Origin of the sequence: Acetobacter sp. AC2005, assembly GCF_037901235.1 — a bacterium.
In the GTDB taxonomy this organism is placed as follows: domain Bacteria; phylum Pseudomonadota; class Alphaproteobacteria; order Acetobacterales; family Acetobacteraceae; genus Acetobacter; species Acetobacter oryzoeni.
Genome location: NZ_CP149627.1, coordinates 111561 through 132245 on the forward strand (window position 1 = coordinate 111561; position 20685 = coordinate 132245).

20 protein-coding genes and 1 pseudogene are annotated in these 20685 nt (G+C 53.1%); 15 read left to right on the forward strand and 6 right to left on the reverse strand.

Annotated features, from left to right (window positions below):
- The first annotated feature begins 37 nt into the window (after window positions 1-37).
- The 5 genes from QQM41_RS14240 (at window position 38) to QQM41_RS14260 (ending at window position 6035) form a co-directional block, all read left to right on the forward strand.
- On the forward strand, window positions 38-1216 hold the full coding sequence (locus QQM41_RS14240) for a hypothetical protein (protein ID WP_339078285.1): 1179 nt from the start codon (window positions 38-40) through the stop codon (window positions 1214-1216).
- A 10-nt stretch (window positions 1217-1226) separates the two neighbouring features.
- A complete protein-coding gene (locus QQM41_RS14245) occupies window positions 1227-1763 on the forward strand; it encodes a hypothetical protein (RefSeq protein ID WP_042788888.1) in 537 nt (178 codons plus the stop codon).
- A 91-nt stretch (window positions 1764-1854) separates the two neighbouring features.
- Entirely contained in the window at window positions 1855-2301 is a 447-nt protein-coding gene (locus tag QQM41_RS14250; protein ID WP_042788886.1) for a hypothetical protein, read from the forward strand.
- A gap of 11 nt (window positions 2302-2312) precedes the next feature.
- Window positions 2313-2939: a hypothetical protein gene (locus QQM41_RS14255; RefSeq protein ID WP_042788885.1), complete on the forward strand. Its 627-nt coding sequence runs from the start codon at window positions 2313-2315 to the stop codon at window positions 2937-2939.
- Window positions 2940-2951: 12 nt separating this feature from the next.
- Entirely contained in the window at window positions 2952-6035 is a 3084-nt protein-coding gene (locus tag QQM41_RS14260; protein ID WP_124306709.1) for an ATP-binding protein, read from the forward strand.
- A gap of 222 nt (window positions 6036-6257) precedes the next feature.
- Here the strand turns inward: QQM41_RS14260 and QQM41_RS14265 are convergent, their stop codons facing one another.
- The 3 genes and pseudogenes from QQM41_RS14265 to QQM41_RS14275 all read right to left on the reverse strand — a co-directional run.
- The gene (locus QQM41_RS14265; protein WP_019089371.1) at window positions 6258-6563 is read right to left on the reverse strand and encodes a type II toxin-antitoxin system RelE/ParE family toxin; all 306 of its coding nucleotides are present in this window, start codon (window positions 6561-6563) and stop codon (window positions 6258-6260) included.
- Complete coding sequence (locus QQM41_RS14270; RefSeq protein ID WP_012813307.1) at window positions 6535-6804, reverse strand: type II toxin-antitoxin system RelB/DinJ family antitoxin; 270 nt, start codon at window positions 6802-6804, stop codon at window positions 6535-6537. Before QQM41_RS14270 ends, QQM41_RS14265 begins: the two co-directional genes overlap by 29 nt.
- A 338-nt stretch (window positions 6805-7142) precedes the next feature.
- Window positions 7143-7361: pseudogene (locus QQM41_RS14275) on the reverse strand (transposase); the annotation flags it as partial.
- Between the two features lie 137 nt (window positions 7362-7498).
- Between QQM41_RS14275 and QQM41_RS14280 the strand changes: the two are divergent.
- Genes QQM41_RS14280 through QQM41_RS14325 form a run of 10 tightly spaced genes read left to right on the forward strand, consistent with a single transcriptional unit; the run spans window position 7499 to window position 16766 of the window.
- Complete coding sequence (locus QQM41_RS14280) at window positions 7499-7957, forward strand: DotD/TraH family lipoprotein (RefSeq protein ID WP_064776515.1); 459 nt, start codon at window positions 7499-7501, stop codon at window positions 7955-7957.
- On the forward strand, window positions 7950-8984 hold the full coding sequence (locus QQM41_RS14285; RefSeq protein WP_064776516.1) for a type IV secretory system conjugative DNA transfer family protein: 1035 nt from the start codon (window positions 7950-7952) through the stop codon (window positions 8982-8984). The genes QQM41_RS14280 and QQM41_RS14285 overlap by 8 nt, the downstream gene beginning before the upstream one ends.
- Complete coding sequence (locus tag QQM41_RS14290; RefSeq protein ID WP_064776517.1) at window positions 8981-10147, forward strand: type IV pilus twitching motility protein PilT; 1167 nt, start codon at window positions 8981-8983, stop codon at window positions 10145-10147. Before QQM41_RS14285 ends, QQM41_RS14290 begins: the two co-directional genes overlap by 4 nt.
- Complete coding sequence (gene icmT, locus QQM41_RS14295) at window positions 10147-10395, forward strand: IcmT/TraK family protein (protein WP_081273971.1); 249 nt, start codon at window positions 10147-10149, stop codon at window positions 10393-10395. Before QQM41_RS14290 ends, icmT begins: the two co-directional genes overlap by 1 nt.
- The gene (locus tag QQM41_RS14300) at window positions 10392-10826 is read left to right on the forward strand and encodes a hypothetical protein (RefSeq protein WP_064776532.1); all 435 of its coding nucleotides are present in this window, start codon (window positions 10392-10394) and stop codon (window positions 10824-10826) included. Before icmT ends, QQM41_RS14300 begins: the two co-directional genes overlap by 4 nt.
- Window positions 10826-11341, forward strand: a complete 516-nt coding sequence (locus QQM41_RS14305) for a lytic transglycosylase domain-containing protein (RefSeq protein ID WP_012813302.1) — start codon at window positions 10826-10828, stop codon at window positions 11339-11341. The genes QQM41_RS14300 and QQM41_RS14305 overlap by 1 nt, the downstream gene beginning before the upstream one ends.
- Window positions 11338-12486, forward strand: coding sequence for a hypothetical protein (locus tag QQM41_RS14310; protein WP_087652310.1), 1149 nt, complete (start codon window positions 11338-11340; stop codon window positions 12484-12486). The genes QQM41_RS14305 and QQM41_RS14310 overlap by 4 nt, the downstream gene beginning before the upstream one ends.
- 12 nt (window positions 12487-12498) lie before the next feature.
- Window positions 12499-13131 carry a hypothetical protein gene (locus QQM41_RS14315; RefSeq protein ID WP_012813300.1) on the forward strand — a complete coding sequence of 211 codons (633 nt, stop codon included), beginning with the start codon at window positions 12499-12501 and terminating at the stop codon, window positions 13129-13131.
- Between the two features lie 3 nt (window positions 13132-13134).
- Window positions 13135-15486, forward strand: a complete 2352-nt coding sequence (locus tag QQM41_RS14320; protein ID WP_231111233.1) for a type IV secretory system conjugative DNA transfer family protein — start codon at window positions 13135-13137, stop codon at window positions 15484-15486.
- Window positions 15483-16766, forward strand: coding sequence for a DUF1173 family protein (locus tag QQM41_RS14325; protein WP_339078206.1), 1284 nt, complete (start codon window positions 15483-15485; stop codon window positions 16764-16766). The genes QQM41_RS14320 and QQM41_RS14325 overlap by 4 nt, the downstream gene beginning before the upstream one ends.
- Before the next feature lie 147 nt (window positions 16767-16913).
- On the opposite strand, the gene QQM41_RS14330 is transcribed toward QQM41_RS14325, so the two are convergent.
- From QQM41_RS14330 to QQM41_RS14340, 3 genes are all read right to left on the reverse strand, one after another.
- On the reverse strand, window positions 16914-17057 hold the full coding sequence (locus tag QQM41_RS14330) for a hypothetical protein (protein ID WP_157668618.1): 144 nt from the start codon (window positions 17055-17057) through the stop codon (window positions 16914-16916).
- Window positions 17058-17149: 92 nt separating this feature from the next.
- Complete coding sequence (mobF, locus tag QQM41_RS14335; protein ID WP_087652306.1) at window positions 17150-20356, reverse strand: MobF family relaxase; 3207 nt, start codon at window positions 20354-20356, stop codon at window positions 17150-17152.
- Window positions 20353-20661 (reverse strand): hypothetical protein, encoded by a 309-nt coding sequence (locus QQM41_RS14340; RefSeq protein ID WP_012813124.1) that lies wholly within the window; start codon window positions 20659-20661, stop codon window positions 20353-20355. The genes mobF and QQM41_RS14340 overlap by 4 nt, the downstream gene beginning before the upstream one ends.
- Window positions 20662-20685: the final 24 nt, after the last annotated feature.

Here is a 20685-nt window from a genome sequence, read left to right on the forward strand (position 1 = left end):
GATCCTGTCCTTAGTCTCATCTACAAAGGACAGGATCATGTCAGCAGAACCCCGTCAGACTGCATTTCCGCAGGATGATACCGGAACAATCCGGCACCTACGTCCACATAATCAGCAGACCGCAGTTGAACCCTCAGAACAAACTCCCTCTGAGAACGAACAGGACCAGATTGCAGACACTGTCCCAGAAGATTCTGGGCAGGCGGAAGCAAAGAAGAAACTGCCTGATAAACGTATCCTGATGGCAGGAGCAGCCTCAGGGGTTTTTTTGCTACTTTTCGGCGGTTGGTGGGCTTTTCATTCAAGTCCCAGCACCTTGCAGCCAGTTGGACAGGAAGTCGGTATGACTGCCCAAACGCTGCCGGCCCAACCTGTGGTGCAGAAACACCAACCTGCCCCTCACTCTCAACCCCAGCTTCAGGTAGCAAGCCCCCAGCAGACGTCTAATACCAAACAGGCTGCACCGACTGATGATCTCAGCGCAATGATAGCTGCTGGGCCACATGCAAAAACCCCCCAAAACACACCAGCCGCTGCTCAGGCTCGTTCCGAACCCCCACTCCAGGCGGCACAAGCCGCCGCAATTAATCCTGTGTCCCCGCCTCCTCCTTCGACACCACAGACAGCAACCGAGACCGCACGTCACCTCATTGCGGCTCCCATGAGCTCGAAGGATCAGATTGATGTCTTACAACTGGTTACCATGGAAGCAGCTCTCGTCCAAAATACACGGACAGAGATGCTTTCTCTCCGCCAGGAACTTCAGAAGGAGCGTGACGAGGCGCTGAAAGCCCGTGCGGATTTTACGCGCCGTCTCGCCCTGCTTGAAGCCAGAAAAGCTGTCGCAGATGCAACTGATCTCCCAAATCAGGCTAGAGAGAATGCCGCAGATCAGGCCAAACGCGCGTTAGCGGCTGCCATGAACAGTCAGCAAAATAGCCCACCACCTCCTTCCGCAAGCCCGTCCTCTCGGCCTCCGCAGGCAACACCGACCTCAGAACAAGCGCGGCCTAACCATAACTGGGTACCGCACTACCGCATTGTTTCCGCCTCACCGTTATTGGGTATGGTGCAGGACGATAACGCGCCAGCCGGTGAGCAAAGCCAGTATGAAGTTGAGCCAGGAACCAATTTGCGAGGCTATGGTGTCGTTAAATCTATTTATCAGGCTGGTACCAACTGGGTGATCAAAACTGATCATGGTCTGATTAATTGAGGAGATAGACGTGGAAGGGCTCGTCAATTTTCTCAATGATATTGCCATCGGTGCATCGTGGCTTCTCCCCACGGCCTGCTATATCGCAGCATGCTACTGCTTCATTGTCGCCGTATGGGGAATGTGGCAGCAGAGCCAGCCTCAGAATCCTTTCGTTGGCAAACCATGGGTGCCCTACCTGTCTCTTGTCCTCTCAGGTGCCTTTGCAGCCTTCGATCGGATACTGACGAAATCCGCGACATCCGCAAAACTGAATGTTCAGGTCAGCCTGAAATCTGCATCCCCCACGGGATATACAGACGGCACATCACCGATCGCAGGGGCAGGACCACACGACGCCATCATAGAAATTGTCAAAGATTTCTCGTTGTTTTTCGAAACATTCGGTGCGTGGGTCGCCTTTTTCGCCCTTCTCTCCTGGCAAGGCGCCATGACCGGCAAGAACAACCGAAGCAAGCTGGGTCTTGTTTGTCAGTTTGCTTTGGGAGTGGCTCTTCTCAACCCGGTCAAGGAAGCAAACTGGCTGCTTAGCTACTGGCCAAGCTGACGGAGAAAAGAACCTGTTTTCCGTCGCATGATGAACAGCTTTTCTCAATCGTGGGGATCACCCCAGAGTCATGACAATCGGAGCAAAACAAATGAACGCACTCATTGAAAAACCAACACCGTCCACTCGCACTCTGATCGGTCGCACATCGAGACTGGCAGCCGTCAGTGGTGTGACATTGGCACTGGCAGCCAATCATGCCTTCGCACAGGCTGTAGAGTCATCTGGTGATGGACTGGGCAAGCAGATTCAAAGCATGTCTCAAGAAGGGCTGACAACCGGTGGGACGGTTGCCGCCGCAGTGATGTACGTGCTTGCTTTTGTCTGCTTTATCGCTGGCGTCTGGGCTTTGTGGGAAAGCCGCAACCAGCAGACCCGTACCCCTGGCAAGATTGGCATGGGGATTGCCGGACTGGTTCTTTGCGGTCTGTTTGCAACCGGACCCAAGTGGGTCAACAAAGCTGCCAATACCGCTTCTGGCGGTCAGGCAACAGTCGGCACCCAGGCACAGGCCTACCAGTTCACTGGCGGTAACTGAGGCACAGGGTCATGACACAGCCGGACTTCCGCCTTTGCGTCCATCCCTTTGTAAGACTTCAGCCCGTAAAGGCAGAAGCTGGCACCACGACTTGCGCGTGCTGTGGCCTCCCATTTGGCGGGGCCAGCTTTTCATGGGGCGGTTCAGGCGTGCACATATGCCATCCCTGCAACCTGTTACAATCCCTGAACCGTCCCTCCATAGATCGGGAGAGCATCCTGATCTGGTGTCCCGAATTCGAGCAAAGACAGATCCTGGCCCTGACAGCTTATGCCCATCTCGCTCTCTATAGGGCATGCGGTAAAAAATTGCGTGAATGGACGCAGATCGTCACAACTCTGGCCACGGGGCGTGAGCCAGGAATGTTATCTCCCGAAGGTATCGCCGCAGCACAGACATTTCGCACCTTGCTGGCAAGGTCGGATGAGACATTCCGGCGTCTGCAGTCCTCAGCACCATCCCACGTCAGTATCGCACTTCAAATGGCAGATACATCCCGTAAAGGGGTGACCCAAGGACTGACTTATCTGGGCCAAAATCTCAGGCTTTTACCGCTGGGTCGTCTCTACGAAGGCGCTGATGACATCTATCCCGATATTTTGGAAGCGCGCTTACGCCTTCTTCCTCAAAACTCCTGACAGGTTCAGATAATGGCAGGCTATATCTCCACCCTTCTTGCAGGCCTCAGCCTTTTACTCCGTCAACCGTTGCAATCTTTTTGTGACGTTGAAACGACCCACGATGATCATCTGGTTACCAAACGTGGTGAATATATTTCTGTGCTGCGTATTAACGGTTTACGTCGGATGTGCACCCGACAGGAAATTGCCGAGTTGGCAGAGCAACAGCGGATCGAACTCCAGGGTGTGCTTGAAGAAAAAGGACATGCACTGGTCGGATGGTACTTGTCTGACCCTGACACAGCTCTGCAGGAAATTGATCAACTCTGTCTCCGATCCTGCCGTGCCATTGCCGCCAGACAGGGTCTGGATCTTAATGACCTCCTTGGTGAACGAAGCAAGCGTTGGCCAAATGTCATGCGCTCAGAAGTGGCGTATTATGTGCTCTGGACACGCAAGGGTGTATTGAGCCGTGAAGAACGCAAACAGGTTTCCGAAGAACAGGCCGCAACAGCAAAAGCGTTTCCCAATATTGGAGACACCCAACGCTTTGCCCTGCGCAGCGAAATCATGCTGGCACGGCACACCGCAGCTGTGCATCGCATTGAAGGCGCTTTGAATGGTCTGGATATATCCTGCACTCTCATCAACCCGCATGAAGCTCTGCGCATCACGCGTGAAATTGTTTATCGCGAAACAGCAGCTTCAAAGTGGAATCCCTGCCTGATAGGCGACCGTGTTATGCCACGTCTGCCTGATGCCCCTGATGCGGAAGGTCCTCTGCTTGAGGGGGAACTCTGGCCTGCCATCCGTGACCAGATATTCAATGCGGATGCCGATACCATAGGCGGTCAACTGGTCAACATCGGAGATTATTGCTACGCGCCGGTCGATATGGAACTCGGACCTGAAGATCCGCGTCCATTTTCGGAATTGTCAGCGACCCTTGGACGCAAGCGTATCCCGTGGCGCAGTGCGATGATTTTGGAAAGCGGTGGTGGAGCCGCCTTCGCCCTGAAGGAGGTCGGCGCAGGTTTTCTGGCAATGTTACCGGGAAACGAAGATATCCGCCGTTCATTTGCCGCGTTGAGGACAATGCGGGAAAAGAAAAACCACAATTCCGTTCGCCTACGCATGACGGCCGCAACATGGGCTCCCATAGGTGAGGATGCCAAATTGCGCCGTCAGGCCTCAGCTTTATCACAGGCGATTGAAGGATGGGGCAACTGTAAGACAACACGGGTTAGTGGCGACCCCTTGGAGGCAGCGATGGGCTCGGTGCCAACACTTTCTCTGGGCAGTACCGCCAATCCCTCACTCGCACCTTTAGGCGAGGCTTTTACCATGATGCCATGGGTGCGAAGCGCATCGCCATGGCAACGGGGGAGTATTCTTTTCCGCAGGCCCGATGGGTCAATCTGGTCTTTCGATCCGACTGGGGGAGGACTGCGAGAGGCAATTGTTGATATCATTGTTGCGCCGCCCGGTGGGGGAAAGACCGTGATGAGCAACACAATCAATCTTGGTCTTGTGTTAAGTTCAGCAGCTCTTTCGGGAAACGGTGCCAAACTGCCGTTCATCGGGAAAGTGGATATTGGCCCCGGCGGTCAGGGTTTTGTCTCACTGCTGCAAGCTGCGCTGGGACAAGAACGCGCTCATGAAGCGGCTTACCTGAAAATGCAGAAAACCCAAGGTTATGAAGTCAACGTCTTTGACCTTCAATTGGGACTTGAATACCCGCTCCCATTGGAGCGCGTGTTCCTTGAAAACTTTATTTCCCTGCTTGCAACGCCGCTGGGCAAGCCCCCCTTTGAAGGGATGGATCATCTTGTACAGGACGTGATTGATGAGGCATACCGTCTGTGCACGGACGTTTCGGGAGGTGAACCCAAACTCTACCGACCCGGAACTGAGCCTATGGTTGATGCTGCCATCCAGCATCATAACCTGACATTGCCACATCACGGTGGAGAAGAGGATCCAACCTGGTGGCGAGATGTCGTTGACGCCTTGATTGACGTTGGCGACTACAGAATGGCCGGGATTGCTCAACGTCATGCCGTGCCAGTCCTGCAGGATCTGCTGCGAGCCGCCAGAACACCCGAAATTTCCAAGCGTTACGAAAAAATCAGGATTGAAACAGGGGAAAGCCTAATTGATGTTTTTGATCGTTATATCATGAATGTCATCAAGAACTTTCCGACATTAGCGGCCCCAACCCAACTCGATCTGGGCGATGCCCGTGTGATCATGATTGATCTAGCAGAAGTTGCTCCCAAAGGCTCAGCGGCAGCCGATCGTCAGACGGCTTTGATGTATATGCTTGCCCGACATCTCATTGCGCGAAACTTTTTCCTTCATCCAGAATATGCCGATGAACCCGTGATGCCCTCCAAAATGCGAGATTATCACCTCGCGCGTTTCACGGAAATGAAGGAGGCGGTCAAACGCCTTGATTACGACGAATGGCATCGTGCTGAATCGGCACCACAAGTTAATGCACAGGCAGTAAGAGACGCACGTGAAGGCCGAAAACACGGCGTCCAGCTTGGGTTTATTTCGCAACGTCCACGAGATTTTTCTGATGATCTTATGGGACAGAGTACGGGGCGTTGGGTGCTTAAAAAGGGCGATGGGAAAGACGCTGAGCAACTGATATCACGATGGGAATTAACCACGGCCAGTGCATGGATCGTCAGAAATGCGCTCCCTGGCCCGGGTCGGAATGGCGCTCCCTTCTTTTTGCAGCTCAATGCCGCTGAAGGGATGTATGAAGTTCAGCTAATCAACGTTCTCGGCCCTATTGAGTTGTGGAGTTTTAGTTCCACCCCTGGAGATACAGCACTTAGATCACGATTGTTCAACGCCATAGGCTCCCAAATGGCATTGCGGTATCTCGCTGTAGTATTTCCCGATGGATCCGCGATAGGCGAAATCACGCGACGACGGCATGCTCGCATTAACGAAACAGGTCTGTCGGCAGAAGAAGCAGAGTTAGGCGTGATTGATGATCTCGCCAAGGAAATTCTTGAAGGCCGCGGGATTGCCGTTGGCGTTCACGATAGAGTTCGTTCAATGGATCATGATAACGATATACCTATTGCTGCCGAATAAAAACACTGGCTCTACGGGGATGATTATATCTTTTCCTTAGGGCCTGTTAGCACTTGATCCAATTTCTCGCTGCAGCGATGTGTATAAGCGTCCAGAAATCTAGGTCCTATTCAGCTGTATCCGGTAAATGCGTCTCCGGTATTATGTACTAAATAGACGTGTGAACTCATGTTTTTTTTCGCAGAAAAGCCGGTAGGATTTCCTACCGGCTTTTCTGTTATGTCATTCGTTAAATCGATCTGATGCTGTCTTATAAACCTGTTTCCGCTCTCGTTTACCAATGGCTATGACCAACAAAGTCATCTTTCCATCATCAACACTGTAAACGGCGCGTATTCCAGCGGTCCTCAGCTTGATTTCATAGCATCCAGCTAAATTGCCGCTCAGGGCTAAAGCCGGGATATGAGGGTTATGTTGTAGCTTAATGAGACGTTTAATAATCTGATTGTTTTCTGTCTTAGGAAGTGCGGCCAGTTCTTTTTTGGCCGCATCCAACATATCAACGGAGTAGAGACTCAAGATCAACATTCCTATGAATCTTGCCCGGATTCTTCAATCGTTCACGGACAAGCGCGTAAAACTCGGCATCCTCGTCGGATACCGTCAGCCGTTTTATCGGCAATTTTTTTTCCCTCACAACGTATTCGAGAATATCTCTGAAGAAATCGCTTGGTGTTGTTCCCAGTTCTTTTAATGTCGCATAAGCGTTTTCCTTTAGTTGGGTATTAACTTTCAGGTTGACCTGAGAGATTGCATTTGAAGATGTCATGATGTTTCCTTGCCTCCTGTATCCACTACAGAAAACAATTCGATTATATGATTGTTTTTAGCTAATCACATTAGGATTTGCTTTTGATCTGGGGTCCATCTTTAAATGGATGTCTTGCAGGCTGTTCACAGCCTTATGTGGCAGGCGTTAGAGGGATGGGAAATCTGGTCTCCTTATCTGTTTCATCGTTCAAAATATAGCTAAAATCTACCTTTTGTAAAGCTCTTATTTCAGGCTCATAGAAAATGGGAGAAAAGACAACGCTCTCTCCCCTTAAATGTGCCTTGTCCGCCCCACCAACTAAGGAACGGCGGGAAGGATATCGAGCATATCTGGAGCCAGCGGATAAAAAGTTGTGCCGCCCGCCACCACGGACCCAGTTCAGCAGGGATAGTCCGCTATTTCGCACCGTTCTCATGATGCCAGAAAATCGCTGCTATCGTGCGCCGCAGATCCCGTGGCAGTGTCTTACCCCTCGGCCGAACAGCCTCAATTAGAGGTTCACAGAACGACCATGTCTTGTCTGTAAAAGTGACTGTTCCGTCTCCTCCTTCCATCTATAAAAGATAGAAAGAATTTTAAGTGCTAACAGGCTCTAACGCCTTTTTTTGCGGGATTAAATCCTCTGGAACCCATTTTTTTTAAACTGGTCGCATCATGAAGGCTCACTCTGTTTTCATAAACGGAGTTGACCATGAAAAAGACCTCCTTTCTATTCGCAACCCTCACTATCGGGCTTACAGCCTGTTCAGGGCACATAAAATCCGGCCTTATTGAAACGACCGGCATGCCCAATCCGGAATTGGCGCTGCAACGCTCCATTTCGAGTACCACTGCGGATCTGCGTGAACTGGGTACGATTCATGCCTCACCATCTGTCCCCGTCGCAGACCAGTCCAGCACTCCTGATGATATCAATCGTCGGATATGGTTTGTCTGGAAAGGACCACTGAATGCTGGTGTCCGTAAGCTCGGTAAGGAAATCGGTTACACTGTAACCATATTTGGCAAAAGCCATGATATTCCCGTCCAAACAAACAGTGTAACTGCGGTAATCGATATTCTCCGATCATTCGGTGATCAGGCCGGTGATGCGGCCACAGTTCAGGTCGATCCCCTCCATCATCAGATTGCGGTGGTCTATCATGCGTAAGACTGTCCACTACACACTTATGGCCTGCACGATGCTGGCAACCTTCGTTCGGCCCGGTCTGGCTGAGGAGGCACCGCATATCGACGGGCGCCTTATTCCTTTCAAGACAAGCGCACCACCTCCAGCTCCCAATGGCACTCTTGTTCCAATGCCTCAGCCCCCAGAACCAGCGGCCGACGACATTGAACAGGCTGAGCCGGCATTGGCTAATCCGACCAACAAGCCGATTACTGGCGCTCAGGAACTCGACAAGATTGTTGGAGGTGATCGGCCACTGTCTCTTGAAGCCCTGCAAAACACGCGCCCCAATGATGAAGGATCTGACGGCTTAAAACCCGGACGCAAGGAGGCGTTGCAGGAAGCGGCTCACATCTATGGCGCTCAGGGTGGGCTTGCAGCACGAAGTTTCGCCATCAATGAAATGCTGCGCCGCTATGAAGATACACTGGATGCGACATTTGATTTTCGCTCCCTTGTCCTGCCCATCGGGGGCGGTCAGACGCTTATGCAGCCCCCAATCGTCACCGAGGCCCAGATGGCATTCGCCCTCAACGGCACAGGTCAGGTCGCGCATGAAACTCAATGTGTTTTTGAAATTACCCGAGAAGCACAGCTGACATCAGCTCCGCCCAACTGGCGAACCTATCTGGTCAGATCATGGCGCAAGCCACAACATCCTGCCGCAGCCGCTCTTCCCATGAACAGAAAGGAAGTGGGATACTGGAACGACTGGGTTGCGGAAGGCTGGGCTGCCGGAGAAAAGCAGGCCACGGAGATTTTTCTCTCCGACCTGTCCCGCCTTCAGCGCGATATCGTAGGTATGGCCCGCTATCGGGTTCTTCTGGCCAACGGCAGAGTTGAAGAACCCCATGTGGTGTTTGAACAAAAGGCATCGGTCGGTGGTGGCGACACCCTGCATGTTGGGGATCGTGTTGTGCGCATCACCAGCCAACCTGGTCTTCGCGGGCTACGTCGTGATCGTGGATATGGCTTCTCTGCCCCTCTTTACCCGGAGCGCTGCCGATGAACGTCATCATTACTCCCCCTGAAGAACGCGAAACCTGGGAAAACGAAGGGCGTTCCGGCTACACATGGGTGGTTGAACGCCGCAAATATGCGCCAGGACTGGATGACCTTCTGAAATGGGCCTACCGGCTGGGCGCCTCCCGTATCGATTTCAAGACAGGCCATCCCGTCACCATTCTGGTGCATGGGAAAGTTCGCTGTGCGACACGTGGCGCGACAGATGACTTCGCAATTGCCGACATTGTCAGCCATATGTATGCGCAGGACGGGATGTCCATGCTCGCCATCTACCATGATCTGGATAGCGCATATTCCGTTTCACTCAACCGGCGAGAAACCCTGCGTTTTCGAGTGAACTTCACCCCGTGCGAAGTCATGCGTGGACAGGGTGTGAACATCGTCATGCGCCCTATTCCTTCCCGACCGCCCAGTCTAGCTTCTCAGAATGTCGAACCTGAAGTTTTGGCCAGCAACGACATTCCGTCGGGCATGAAACTCATCGGTGGCGCAACCGGGCAAGGAAAGTCATCTCTCACCTTTGCTTTGGCCGAAGAAAAAGTCATGCGGCCTGATGCAAACTGCAACATTGCAACCGGAGAATCTCCAGTCGAATTCCTGATGGACTATATCCGGTCTCCCACGGGATCAAAAATCACCCAGACCGAGATCCGGCCGCCCCACATGACGTTTGCGAAATTCGTGCGCGGAACGACCCGTCGGGAGATGACAGAACTGATTGTCGGTGAGTGCCGCGATCACAAGACCATGGATGCCGCGATCAACTGCGCGATCACCGGAAGCATTTTGGGCACAACAATCCATGCAGACAATGTGGGTCTCATGATGCAACGGGCTGTCTCACTCTGTGCCCGTGAAGAACGTGACAATCTTGTCTCCGCTCTGGCCCAATCAATGCGCTTCTGTCTGAACCAGCGTCTCCTCCCACGCAAAGGAGGAGGTCGTGTGGCGATCCGCGAATTCCTGACCTTTGACCGCGACCTGCGCTTCAGGCTGATGCGCACCGATCCACAATGCTGGCCCGAGTTCATCAATGATGTCTTGAAAACGGATGGCCAAAGCTATGCGCGTGCCATCGATGCCCGCCTCGAACAGGGCCTGATCACCGAAGAAACCGCACTCATGGCAAAAAGGAGAGATGACTGATGTGGCGCGGAACAGGCTTACCCGTAAAGTTTCTTATTCTGGACGCCAGAAGCTGTCTGCCCATTTTGCTGGCAGTTGTTCACTGGAGTTGGACAACATTGATCATCGGAGTGCTGGGCACAGCCTTTTTTGGCACCATTTCGTTTTTTGGGCTCACCTTGCCTGCTGCCCTGCGGACGGCGCGCCGCTGGCTCATTGGCAGGAGACGCACGGCAGTCCCGACATGGAAGCGACGGAGATACTCATGAACATATCTGCTTCCATCGTGCGGGTTGATGATGTCGCACATGGTGTCCTTACCCTTCTGTCAGAAATTGAACGTCCAGCCATTGTGGTCGATCGTGCTACCGGACAAGAGGCCTCGGTCAGTCACGAGGAAATCGCCCGTGCCGATGGTTATCTTCCTGTCATTGTCGTGGCAGCCGAAGCGCTCTGGTTTGACCTGACAGGCACCGGTTTTGCGCTTGATGTGCGCGAAAATGCTGAGGCCACACTGGGCTACTCTCTCCACGGCATACGGGCCGGATCATGGTCTGTACTGATGCTGTGCATCATAGACCTTTTCGAAACACTTGCCCTGAACGAAGAGACGCTGCGTCTGAACGATCTAGTCGAGCTCTGGGGCAACGCCCGATCCCGTCTACAGACTGTTCCCGTACCACTTCAGGAGGCAAGCTGATGAAAAGCCTCTCGCTTCTTACCGCCACATTTCTGGCACTCGGACTTACGCGCATCTCGCACGCCCAGACAGCACAGGACGATGCCTTTGTGCAGGGACAACGTGTACAGGCCTGTCTCACGGCTGCAGCATCCAATGCGCGCGTGCCTGCTGGCGTTCTCCTCGTTCTGCTTTATGTCGAAAACGGGCGTCCAGGGATGGTGAGCACCAATTCCAATGGCACGGTGGATCTGGGGCCCATGCAGGTCAATTCGACCTGGGTTCGCAAGGTCGCAGCACATTGGCACAGCACGCCGCTCCGTACCTACACGGCATTACGAGACAATGTTTGCGCCAATATCGAGGCTGGAAGCTGGATCCTGGGACAGGCTCTGTCCGAGACGCATGGAGATCTCTGGCAGGCTGTCGCCTATTACCACTCACATACCCCACGTTACGGAGAAGCGTATCTCAGACGTTTCTACCACATCGCAACGGATATGATGGTACGTGCCCGCAAAGGACGTGCGTCATGAGCAGCAGTAGCACTCCCTGGTCATCCAGCGATGACTATGCCCTGTTCTCCATCATTGCCATTATTGTTGGCGGAGCCGGACTTTCCTACATGGTGTGGTCCAACTGGCACGCCGAGATCTCCCTGCTGTATATCCGAGCACTCGTCTGGCAGATTGACTTCCTGCACCTGCATTCACAGCCGCTCGTTCAGTTACGCCAGCAGCTCGTAACAGCCTCGTGGTCGCCAGAGCATGTGCGGGCCATTCAACTCTGGTACGGTTTGATGATACTGGGCAGCGCATTGCGCTGGCCTGTTGCCATCATCATTGCTGCGCTGGGGATCACATGCATCTTCAGAGCAACGCCTGGTCGCTTCGCTAAAGCCCTTGACCTTGAGGGACTGATTGAAGTCCAGGCCCGTATGTTTCCGACACTGCGTGGTTTCGCCGAGCGGCGCCTGACCAAATTGGTGGCTCCAGCCCAAGGAATGCCCCGCCCTGCGGATCCTGCGCTTCACGCCCATGAATGGCGGGCTCGGTTCGCTACAGATCGGAACGGTCATTTCAGCGAGGCAGGCGCCATTTCGGCGTTTACGGCGCAACTTGGCAGGCACTGGACCGGACTTGACGCGGCCACGCCCGTTGAACGCGTTCTGTTCGCTGCCTTCATCGCTCATCATAGCCAGGAACGGGCTGAGGCGATGGATCTGCTTGGTCGGCTATCCGAAAGTCTGCGCAAGGCCGGACTGGATGGACCAGAGGGTCCCAAATCAGCCCTTTCTGTTCCCAGCGAAATTATCTCCATTGCCGACGAAAAGCTGAGTGTTCCCGGTGTAAGTGCGAAAATCGATACGATTTGCGCTCGCAATGGATGGACCACGACTGCGCTTATGACCCTTCTGACCGAAGCACGGCGCAAGGCAGGCGTTCTGGCGCCACCAGCCTTTGCAATCGTCAAGCTGATAGATCGATCTCTCTGGTACGCTCTGCATTCACTGGGTTTCCCTCACGAGCGGCCTGAGGAAGACGTCCACCCCAATCCCCGTGTTGAAGCAGCCGGTGCACGTGCCCACTGGGAAGCCGAACGCAAGGCACGTCGCCCGATCTACACGCCAACCGTTTCGGTTGCTGTCGCAACACTCCAGAAAAATTCAGATCAGAGCTGAAGGACAACCAAGATGACCACGATCACCATTGAAACCGAAGGTCAGCCCCCTATCGTCATCACCGTTGGACACTCCAACACCATGACTGTCAGCAAAAAGGATTATCTGACACACCCTCAGCCCCATCCTCTTTCTCCGCCAGCCCATGCCTTACCGTCCACGTCCCCAACTGCTGCGTCACCATCTGGATGGAAAAACTGCCTCAGAAACTATGCGCCAGGTGTCGCGCTCGGGGTCATTGCTGCCATTGTGATCATCGGTTCCCGACCAGCACAGATACCTACGCCCATGATGCAGGATCCCGGAAATACGATACCCCAGCAACCCATGCTACCGCCGCTCTCCGGTGGGCCGATCGGGGCCTCATCTCCCTCAGGCGGGTACGGTCCAGACGGTCAAGAAGGACCGCGAAGCGTTAACGAAACCGTCAGAGATACGCAACGGGCAATAGCATCAGACCGTATAGGGCTTCCCCAACAAAGACCTGATGGAACAGGCCCAACTGGAGCCGGGCTGAATCAAGGGGGTGCCCCAACAGCTGGCGTTGCACCGACCATAAAAGGCGCGCCAGTCGTGGGTCTGCCCCAACCCGGCTCATCTGACACCAGTTCCAAAAGCAACTCTCCGTTCGGTCTGGAGCCCTGATCGATGGTGAAACGTCAGATTGGTGGTCCACTTGGCCATCAACAAATCAAGCGGGGTGCGACCTACCGTGATACCCGCCCGCTGTTCGAGCGTTTTACAGCGGAAATGCGGACATCCTCGTCAGGCTTTGTGCTCCTGATTGTGGCCGGGCTGAGTTGGTTTATCCCCGCCCTGGTCGGTCTCACCCTTCCTCTAGCTCTTCTCCTGACGTGTTGGGTTGTTACCCGCAAGCCGTTGCTTCCTTTTCATCTGCCGCGATATTCAGAACTTCCTGATGCACATGATCTCGATCCCAGCACACGCAAACCCAAGAAAGCGGGCGGGATCATCTATCTGGGCACTGATGCGCATACAGGCCAGCAACTCTGGTTCTCCTCTGATGCCGGCCGCCAGCATGCCGCCATGCCTGGAACAACAGGGGCCGGCAAAACAACCTCGGCGCTCTCCCTGATGGCCAATCCCCTCTCTCATGGGTCTGGGTTTCTGCTGATAGATGGGAAAGGCGACAATACGGTCTATGGTGATGTCGCAGCACTCCTCAGACGCTTCGGGCTGGATGATCAACTCCTGACCCTCAATCTTCTGACCGCCAGCTCCATCCGGGAATCAAATACGTTTAATCCGTTTGCGACAGGCAATGCTGACGCCATCCGCGAAATGCTGGTCAGTCAGTTGGGTGAACCTGTTTCCAACGATGCCAACGGCGTCTTCCGCGACCGTGCCGTCAATCTGATCGGAACACTGACGCCTGCATTGGTCTGGATGCGCGATCGGCATGGTATCTCCATCAACATTGAAACCATCCGTTTCGCAACGGAATTGCGTTGGCTGGCAACCTTGGCCCGACACAAGATCTTCCTTGTCCGCAGCCCCGGTCAGCCACAGCCCATCAAGATCCCGGTTCCAGACATTCCTGATGATGTACTCTATCCTTTTCAGGCCTATCTGGGTGAGCTTCCCGGCTACGATATCGGGCTGGAATGGAATCAGCAGAAAGAAAGCCGTCCTTCTGAGCAACATGGCTTTGCGACCATGTATTTCTCCAAAATCTTCACCCAGTTCGCTGTTTCGCTTGGGCATATTTTCAAATGTGAAAACGGCGATATCGACATGCGTGATGTGGTGCTCAACCGTCGTGTTCTGGTCGTGATCCTGCCGTCACTGGAGAACTCTTCTGACACGCTGGCAGGACTGGGGAAGATCATCGTAGCATCAGTGCGGGCTGTTATGGCTCAACTCCTTGGTGCCCGCCTCAATGGTCCTGCTTCCGAGATCTTCAAACTCAAGGCCGGATCAGGGGATGCGCCTTACCAGTTTTTCTTCGACGAACTGAGTGCCTACGCCACAGATGGCATGGACCGGATGCTCGCTATGGGACGCGGCCTGAACTGCATGTTCTGGTTGGGATTTCAGGATCTGCCGGGCCTGACCAGCCGGATTGGAGATAAGGCATTTACGCTTTTGGGAAATGCCAATCTGACCCATGCCATGCGTCTGCAGGACGCCATGAGGACGCGCGAGTGGATCGAAAAGCAGGCAGACCGTGTGGAAGTCACACAAGCCACTCACTATGAGGGCAATTCGGCAGGCAGTTATCGCGAAGGTCGCGGTGCAGAAATCCGCGAAGTCGCACGAATTCCATGGGCAGATCTACAATCCCTTATTGAAGGCGAGGCGATCACCATGTTTGGTGGCAAGGTCGTCCATTCCAAGACATTCTTCGCGGCCGTCAACGGACGAACAGGCGTCATCCGTACAGCGCAACCTGTTATGTTGTCCGCTCCGCTGGTGCTGGATGGCAGTGCACCGGACGATGAAACCCGAGCTGTGCTGGAAACCATCGAAAACGGCAGTTATCGTTCGGAGCTCCATGCGCCAGTAACGGAACCTGCCTTTGAGCGTCTGGTTGCAGAGGTCAAATCGGCAGGCAACACACCCGCAGCTATTGGAAGGAGATTTCCGATCATTGCGCAGGCGACTGTCGGTCTCTCCGTCGAAGCTATTCCAGGGAATGACAATACGTTGGTCAACTTCCCTTCTCGACGACCGGAAGAGGAAAGAACCCCCTTCTCGCTGATGCTGCGTGACGCGGCCATGAATCCAAAACCCGGCTATGAAAAAATTCCTTCTCCCCGCCCGCCCCTGGATGGTGTGCTTCTTGGGACACTGGACGCGATAGAACGCGCGATTGATCCACGCCCTGGCATCGCGCGTAAGCAGGCGCTGCTTCTGCTGGGTGTTTACGATCTCGTGAAGGATGCCCAAAAGCGATTTGAGGACGATATTCCGCAAACTATTGACCATACAGAACTAGCCCGTCAGATACACACACTTTCAAAAAGGCTCGTTGCATGAATGATATTGTTGTTCTCCCTGGTAGAGAGAAACTGTCTCTGGAATGGAAACAGACAGACCCAGAGCGATATCAGCGCCGACTCAAGGCAAAGCATGCTGACAATAGCAAAGCAGGTCCCGGAGAAAAGGCACATTGCCTGTGCGTCCATCAGGGACGTTATCTGGAGCTACAGATAAAACAACGTGGTGAAACGTATCATTTTGCATGCATGCAAAATACGGGGCCGTATCACCAGCCAACCTGTCCATTTTATAAACCAAACCCCGAAAAAAGCGGGCAGGCTGCTTATGTGGAAGGCGTAGTCAAAGAGGACACAGAGCATGAAGTCAGTGTTAAACTGATCAGTTCTTTGAAACGCAACAGTCCTGTGAATTCGCAAGCTCCGTCTTCCACGCCTGTAGGAACAAGATCTGGCGGCAAAACGCAGAGACGCATGACCACTCTTGGTTTGCTGCACCTCCTGTGGGAGCGTGCCGGCCTGCACTATTGGCGACCGCAGTTTAATGGACACCGAACTGATTCCAAAGCCCTCAGACGAGCCTACGCAACATCTCGAAACATCAAGATCCAACATGGCATCAGGCTGGATCAGGTACTGTGTCCAGTCGTATCAGATGATCGGAATATTTTGTACTCTACGCACAGGACAATTAGAAATCATTCAGAAAAATTAAGACTGTATGTGATTGGGCGTTTGAGCAGCGCTCAGGCTAATCCTTATGGCAAAGGACAGAATATCGAATTAGCTGGAATTCGTGACGGTTACCGTATGTTCATGACGATTTCACAATCGAGGTGGGAGCGAGTGGAAAGATCGTATCCACGAGAACTGGCAGAATTTTTTCGTAATGAGGAAGGGCTGTCCGTCTTTGGCTTGTTCCTCGTCACCATAGACCCGATAAAAAAGGGGAAATACACTAATTTCAGTACCGTTCAGGTTGATGATGCGGCTCTGATGACAACAACTGACCAACTCATTCCTGTCGAAAGCCGTTTCGAGGCAAATATCGCAGATCTACTCGTCAATCAGAAGCGGAGCTTCATTAAGCCTCTCCGCTTCGATGCGACAAGAGACCTTGTCCGGCCAGACTTCATTTTGACAGATGTCAGAGAAAGGGAGGGCTGTCCAATGGAAGTATTCGGGCGAACGGATGAAAAATATCTCGCACGTAAAGCTGAGAAAGAAAGCTACTACGCGCGAGTATTTGGTTCTGACAACTGGTGGTCATGGGACGCTGCCCATAACGCACCCATTCCGCCTTTTCCTGACGCTTTCTAACCAAAATATACATGTCACCTGTTGAACCCATCTTGACCGCCTTTACCGGGCAAGCTGCTTTTCAACATCCATAAAAACAGGACGGAATTTATTCCGATCCTGTTTTTATTAAAAATAACACAGCCAACGCAATATTCTTGCAATACTTCATGGAGTATATTCCAATTCTCCAGCTTTAAGTGCCTTTTCTATCGGGTCTGCTTCTTCGGCACGTTGCATCCGGTCAGTTGAAGGTGGTGATACGTATGGATCATAAAAAACTTGTGTTGCAACATCACGCTGACTTTCCATTTTTCTGAATTATTCCTGATGAAATAACAACAAGTTTTCTTAATTATGTCCTACTTATAATTCTAAAGCATCACGTTTGAGTGAAGCAAATTTCAGGACAGGGGTCTCGGTGATTGAGAGGTGACCGTTGTTGTCGCTATTTGCGCATAGTTCTGACGTAGATCCAGCTCCTTGCGGCTCATGACCTTAGGAGCCTTATCCAGTATCTTCTTCAGTTCCGCGTCCAGACGGCTAATGACATCACCATGTGCGACATCAATCTGACGCCCTCTGATAGCCATGAGGTTCTCTCGCCCAACATCACGTCCTTGAATGCGCGCCTGTTCCATTTTCCGGCCGATCTCAATGAGTTCACGTACCCGCTTGTCACGCGCTTTTCTCTTTCTATGAGGCAGATCCATTCCCAATGCCTTGTAGGGTTTATGCGCCATCTTCTTGGCAACATAATCCCACAACTGTTCACTGGTGATTGGCTCCTGATCACCCAGGGCGCGACCGTTCCTGACCGCTTCAAAAGTTGCACCATCAGATATCATCGTCCACGTTGTCCCTCGCGCACGACTTTCCGCAACATACGACGTAAATCCTGTTGCCAGATCGACACCACGCGGCATGGCATTGATATGCTCATCAGAGGTCAGCCCCTGAGCGGCATCAATTGTCATGGCATGACCAAATCCCAACAAAACGCGATGAGAGCGTGGATCTGATAGACGGCGCCATTCCACTTGTGCTTCCTGCCCATCCGCCAACCTCAGTTTCAGACCGGCGTCTGAAGCGTTAATAACCTCACAAATGTCACCGTTATTACCCACCCAGCTCAGTTTATCGCCCACTCGACCCCAGACACGACGGTAAAGGCGCACTTTATCTCCAGCAGCCAAAGCCATGTCATACTCTTCGCCACGTTGATCTATGGCTTTGATGATCTTTTCGTCCGCACCGATCTCACCGCGCTTTTGCAGTACCTGACGTACCGCAAGACTGAGATCAGCAGCATCCTTGTTCGTCAGCGCTGACATGGTGATCGTCTTGAATGATCCATCAGCCTTAGGGCCTTCGGCCTTCAGGGCATCTCTACAAGAAACATAATGTTGAGCGATGGTCTCCAGAACATTCTGATGGTCTCCGGTGACTAAACTGATGCTGCCGTCCTGGCGCTTCATCTCGATGGCCTGCCTGACCTCCTCGGTATGAAAACGGTTTCTGATGTCATCGTCACGATCCGCATCAGTCTCAGCGGCGACGGCTTTGCCCTTGGTCTCAAGCGCTTTTAGCTGCTCATCACTAGGCTCTTCACCACGAAAGAGCGCTGCAATTTCACGATTGCGCTTTGTTTTCTGACGTACGGTTGAAAGCAACTCGGCCTGATCTTCTGGCTCCAGCACCCGCTTGATGATCTCCAGAGCATCACCGGCCTCGATAGCCTGTGCCTGTTCTCTGTCACCCATCATACGTAAGGTCAGTCCCGTATCACGTTGCAGCTCCAGAAGCCTCAACATCTGACGCGGTGCCACCTGCCCTACTTCATCAAGGGCTATGACGGTATGCTCATCCAACTTGAGGTCGCCCCGATCAATACGGGCCAGAAAAGGAGAAAGGGCATATGTTTCCTCAATACCTGCGTCTTTCATAGCATCAGCCTGACGCCACGCATTGGACACGCCAATTATACGCCTTCCTGATGGGTTTCCCTGAGTATCATTGCGCCACGCATCCACCAGTGGCTTCAGCAGGGTGGTCTTCCCTGCTCCGGCCACACCCGTAAGCATGGCAATCCTGCCGCTTTGACCCAAAGTGAGCACAGCCTGACGCTGTGCATGGCCATGTTCCGAGGTAAAGTCCAGCCCTGAGCGCGCAATGGCAGCCTCAATGGCTTCCTTTCCGAGAGCCCCACTCCTGTCAGCCGCGGCACGAGCAATATGGATGGCCAGATCTTCCTCCAGTCTGATCTGCTCGGTATGTGTGACCCGTTCGCGGTCGCCCTTCATCTTGATAACAAGCTGCACTTTCTGGCCACGCACTTCGATCCCGCGCTTTTCCGTCAAGTCAACGACGTCATCTATATCAGAAATTCCACCTTCAATACCTGTCGCTATGAGCCCTCGCGCGGCATAGGTTCGGAGTTTCTGATGATCTATGACCGCAGCCGTCTCAAATTCCTTTTCCAGATGTCTGGCAACAAAACGCCATGCCTGATCAAGTCGTTGCTGTCGATCTAAGCCCGGATCAATCTCTGGACCCATCAGGCTTTGCTCAACCCAACCAAGCTCCTTCGCCTGCCGCTTCCAAATATCGTGGTCGTCAGCGTCCAGATCCTTACCCAATCGGGCGGCTAATCCTGCCATGGAAAGCATTTTCTGCTTCCGCTCGATGGACAGTTTATCCCATTCCAGCCCCTGTTCAGAGGCATAGGACTGAGCGGCTTTCAGGACGTTGCGGCGACCTTTGCTGAAAAAATCGGAAATTTCCTGTGGCACCGCTGAGACGACGGTTGCCTGTTCATTGGCGTCATACGTCTGGGCAATACCAATTTTACGCAATTCCTGGGCAAGAATAGCCTGGAAGTAAGCACCAAACTCGTGGACACGAGATCGGAGCTGTTTTGTATCCAAGGATCCAACATGACCGTCATCTGTGACAACCATATTGAACATCGTGTTATGAAAATGAGCATGAGGATCACCACCGGTCGGCATATCAATCAGGTAGGTCTGATTGCTCTCGGGGTCTAACGCCTCGACTGTTGGTCTTGCTGTGGTATGGCGGTAAGTTACCCACGCAACATGTCCTTCTTCGGCACCGTCCTTCCCTCCCCGGCCCCGTCTGGCTAGCCCCAGTTCACGGGCGACATAACGCATAGTCTCGTCGTTCGCGACCTGCATGGCATGCCAGATAGCGGCACGCTCTGCGTCTGTTTCCGCAAACTCTGCAGCCAGAGTTACAGACTTATGAGGGGCCAATGTCAGATCATATGCGCTGATTTTACGCTGGTGTGCTGACCATTCCTCCCCATTATCGGCCCGTCTAGCTTCATAGAGATGGGAAAGCTGCTCTCGGGTTGGTGGCTTGAAACGGTCAATGCCTAGGGCCTCAGCCGCACGCCACGACATATCCGGACGCCATGATGCACGCCCGTCGCGGCCTGTATAATAATTTGTCAGACGTGCGCCATCGCTATCTGGTGCTTTGGTCGGATCCAAACGAAAATCAATATCAGGATCAGGAATGTCCTGCAGGTAATAGTTCGAGATAACCTGACCTCTACAGCCCGCAGAGATTTTCCGGAATGTCATCATTCTTCGGGGACCTCATCCGCATTTGTATCCGGGGGTGTGCGAGATGAACGTCCTTCAAGAAGATCCAGAGCCGTGCCTGTAGTGTGGTCAATGCGACGCAGAACGGGCCTTTGATCGGCAATCAAGGTGACAATGCGTGCGAGCAGGTCATCCAGAGTTGGGCCTTCCCGCTCTTCTGGGGTCAGTAATTCGAGAATAAGTGTCTGGCGTTGATGAAGTGCGCGAAGTGATTCATGGATTGCATCAAACTGCTCATCCACATGAGCACGCCACGCGGCATGGGTGGGTTCGTCAGAGCCTGTCATTCCAGTATGTCCTGTTCCTCAAAA